The 3,827-nt window shown below is 54.9% G+C and carries 3 protein-coding genes; 2 read left to right on the plus strand and 1 reads right to left on the minus strand.

What is annotated here, in order from left to right:
- The first annotated feature begins 27 nt into the window (after positions 1-27).
- Positions 28-1,152 (plus strand): DUF2333 family protein, encoded by a 1,125-nt coding sequence (locus tag EN935_RS25895; protein ID WP_109659672.1) that lies wholly within the window; start codon positions 28-30, stop codon positions 1,150-1,152.
- A 5-nt stretch (positions 1,153-1,157) separates the two neighbouring features.
- Here EN935_RS25895 and EN935_RS25900 read toward each other — a convergent pair whose 3' ends face one another.
- Positions 1,158-3,071 (minus strand): hypothetical protein, encoded by a 1,914-nt coding sequence (locus EN935_RS25900; RefSeq protein WP_127262891.1) that lies wholly within the window; start codon positions 3,069-3,071, stop codon positions 1,158-1,160.
- A gap of 333 nt (positions 3,072-3,404) precedes the next feature.
- Between EN935_RS25900 and EN935_RS25905 the strand changes: the two genes are divergently transcribed.
- Positions 3,405-3,827 (plus strand): formate--tetrahydrofolate ligase (locus EN935_RS25905; protein ID WP_127373749.1); only part of this gene is annotated, 423 nt, incomplete at its 3' end.

Here is a 3,827-nt window from a genome sequence, read left to right on the forward strand (position 1 = left end):
ATTATGCTTTGAGGGGGTGACATCGCCATGCTTGATCCGATCGTGAACTTCTTCACCCGGATTTTCCAGTGGATCGGCCGCGGCATCGGCCTGCTCATCGGCGTGATCCTGTGGCCGTTCCTGTGGGCCGGGCGCTGGTACACGCAGCGCGGCTGGATCCTCAAGGCGGCGGTCGGCGTCGCTGTGCTGGTGCTGATCGGCCTCTATGCCAACTTCTTCTACGCCACCCAGTGGTGGAACAATTTCAACCCGAACTATCCCGACACCTACACGTTCGAGAAGCGCAATGTCTCCGCCGGCGAACAGGTCTCGGCGGGCGCCGGCACCGACACCGCCAAGACCTGCGGCAATTCCGGCATCGCCCAGGTAGCCGCCGACCTGACCGACTTCAACGTCAACCAGAATGCCTGGATCTCGTCGATGATCCTCTACAAGCTCGGCTTGTTCGGCATCGACTGGGACAACACGCCGTGGATGGACAACAAGGCTTCGTTCCAGCGCGGCATCAACCAGGCGGTGCGGCGCACCGCGACGGAACTTGCCGACAATCTCGGCCGTGTGCGCACCACCTCGCAGATCGACAGCGATCTGCAGAATGCCCGTGGCAACCTGCAGTTCGACGAGGAGACCTGGTATTTCGGCCTGAATCCGTTCGGCCCCAAGACGCCGACGCCAAGCTACTATCGCGACGCCGTGCGCATGCTGCGTTCCTTCAACGCTCGCCTCGCCACCTGCCAGGCGACGTTCGACGCCCGCGCCGACAATCTGAAACAATATATCGACCGCATCTCGTCCGACATCGGCTCGACCTCGGCCATCCTCAAGGAACGCGCCGAGAACCACAACAATGGCTGGTTCGATTTCCGCGCCGACGACCGCTTCTGGTTCGCCTATGGCCAGCTCTATGGCTATTACGGCCTGATGAAGGGCGCCCAGGCCGACTTCGAGGACGTCATCAAGGAAAAGCATCTGCAGAACCTGTGGGACACGATGGACTCGCAGTTCGTCTCGGCGCTGCGCATCCAGCCCTTCATCATCGCCAATGGCCGCGAGGACGGCTGGATCTTGCCGACGCATCTGACGACGATGGGCTTCTATGTGCTCAGGGTGCGCTCCAACATGGTCGAAATCAGCAACGTACTGACCCAGTAAATCAGCTACGTACGCGGAGCCATGGTCCGTATACTCGCTGAGTCGAGATATAGATCGACTCCCACACGTTTGGCGATCGCTGCCTTGTTTTCGCCGGCCTTCACCCAGCCGGCGTCGGCGGCGTTGTCGAGATCGTCAAATCCGCCGTAGTCTCCTAGATAGAGACGCGATTTTCCTAAGATGGAGTTGAGCCGAGCTTGCAGTTGGTCGTCATTGACCGCCTGGGATGCCGGGTCGGCGAGACCCTTCTGTGACAGAAACCATGAACGGCTTGGATTATTCATCTTAAAGTTCAATTCTGCACTGTTGATCCAGGAAAAGGCCTTCGACCTGTCGTTGAGCCCTACCGAATATGCCGCAACAGAGAAGCCCAGCGCGCGTTGTGCATCAGGCAACGAATTTCCGCGAGAGTAACGATAGATATCGGTCGCATCGATGCCAGAACGCTGTGCAGCATCGGACAGTGACTTTGCCAATTCGGCATAGCTGTCGTTGTCGAGAAATCCAGCATATTCCGACGAATCCTCAATATATTTATCAAATTGTTCCTTATCTATGTTCTCCGAGCCAATCTTCTGTATCAGCCCAATAGCACTCGCAGTAGAAGACACCGAGTTCTGCAAGTAACTCATAATCGAGATATCATCATAGATATGATCGTGAGTATTTTGCGAAGGCTGATTCATCTCCGACGTGCCGATACCGTTCATCGCTGACCATTCCGGAACTGTACCGTCACCCTGACCAAGCGTGGTTTGAAATTCGACTTTCGATTGGTTCAGAGTGGCCGAACCTAAAACTGCCGTCGTATTTTCGAACGTGTTGTCTTTGCGAAGTTTTCCAACGACGTAGCGATACTTAGCCCGGATGGGCTCGCCGACATCTTCTGAAAGGCGTTCGCAAACGACATTGGAGGCCGATTCTATCTTCTTTCCAATATATTCGTACTCGTTTGCCTTTAAACTCTCTGGAAACCGACGCGGGATAGACATCTGTTGCCAGGTGTTCACCAAACTCAAATTCATGATCGATCGATCACCGGTGACACTAACCTTCTCTATGATTCTTTTTGTCTGATTCGCTTGATACGCCTTGCAGTCCGACTTCATGATACTTGTGAACGGTATCAACTCATAAACGCTATCAAATGTAATAGCATCCTCTATCAGAGTGTCGCCGAACAACATACGGAAATACCGATCTCTAGTCATGCTGTTATCACCGGAGAACATCGACGTTACAACCTCCGGAGCACCGAGGAACGGGGTGCCCCCGAAGATGAAATAACTAACTTGTTTGATGTCGATCGGCATTGGACTACCGTCCTTGCACTTCTCGCTCTTGGCAAACGACGTTTTTATCCAAGCGTCGAGGACTAATCCCCCCATGCTATGGGCGACGAAAATATACTTCTTGTATTTCTTCTCCGAAAATTCGCTACAAATATAATCATCGAAGTCACTCGCGCTAGCTGCATTCGAGCGGCGCCAATCGTATGGAAATGAGAGCACTGCTGCATCGGTTGAAAAGCTAAGATTATCTTTGAAATTGGAATACACATTTAGGTCAGAAAAGTTTCCTGCTAGGCGGCCGAATAACCTTTTCCAAAAACCGCTCATATTATTGACCTCGGCACGCCCAAGGAGCTCTGCCTTGGCGGTAGGACAATCTTCCAGAGACAAACCGTCCCCGCCGTAGTGACCGTCACCCCAAATCAACGCATCCTTATATTTTCCGGCCGCAGTGCACGTCAGCTTTGATCCGAAGATACCGGGCAGGAATATGACTGCGATGTTTTCCGAGTAAGCTTGACTGGGCTCCAAATTTTTCTCCCCTGTCGCTGCTGACGACTCGTCAGACGCGACTAGAAGCTGAGCCAAGATGATCGCAGCAATAACGAGAATTGTCCTAATAATCATTGCACCCTCCCCCTGAACTTCGTCCCCTTTACAACCACATTAGCACACCAACGGCGTGCGGCGTAGCCTGTCGCATTCCGTGCATTGTGCGGCTGTTTTGAGACGGCGGAGCGACGCGTCGTCTGGCTTCTATACGGCGCGGCAACGGAGCCAGGAAGAACCGATGACAGGTCGGCCGGTCCGCAGAGGAATTTTCTTCATAGGAAACATAGTTGCATGCAAGTTGACGCCGCGGCCGCGACAGGGTTAGAACATGCCCGCGCCCGGTTCCAACCTGCTTGCCAGTAAGATCAAACCCGTCCCCTCCACCGTCCAATCCAGAGGAAAGCCGTCATGGCCGAAGTGAAGTCCGACATCGAGATCGCGCGCGGCGCCAAGAAAAAGCAGATCCAGGAGATCGGCCAGAAGATCGGCATCCCGACCGAACATCTGCTGCCCTACGGCCACGACAAGGCCAAGATCTCAGCCGAATTCATCAAGTCGGTGAAGGGCAACAAGGACGGCAAGCTGATCCTCGTCACCGCCATCAACCCGACGCCGGCCGGCGAAGGCAAGACCACGACCACGGTCGGCCTTGGTGACGGACTGAACCGCATCGGCAAGAAGGCGATCGTCTGCATCCGCGAGGCGTCGCTCGGCCCGAATTTTGGCGTCAAGGGCGGTGCCGCCGGCGGCGGCTATGCCCAGGTCGTGCCGATGGAGGACATGAACCTCCATTTCACCGGTGACTTCCACGCCATCACCACGGCGCACAAT

Source organism: Mesorhizobium sp. M7D.F.Ca.US.004.03.1.1 (assembly GCF_003998635.1).
Taxonomy (GTDB): domain Bacteria; phylum Pseudomonadota; class Alphaproteobacteria; order Rhizobiales; family Rhizobiaceae; genus Mesorhizobium; species Mesorhizobium loti.

Coding starts and splice junctions, on each gene's coding strand:
- EN935_RS25895 (WP_109659672.1), top strand. CDS start 28: ATGCTTGATCCGATCGTGAACTTCTTCACCCGGATTTTCCAGTGGATC.
- EN935_RS25900 (WP_127262891.1), bottom strand. CDS start 3,071: ATGATTATTAGGACAATTCTCGTTATTGCTGCGATCATCTTGGCTCAG.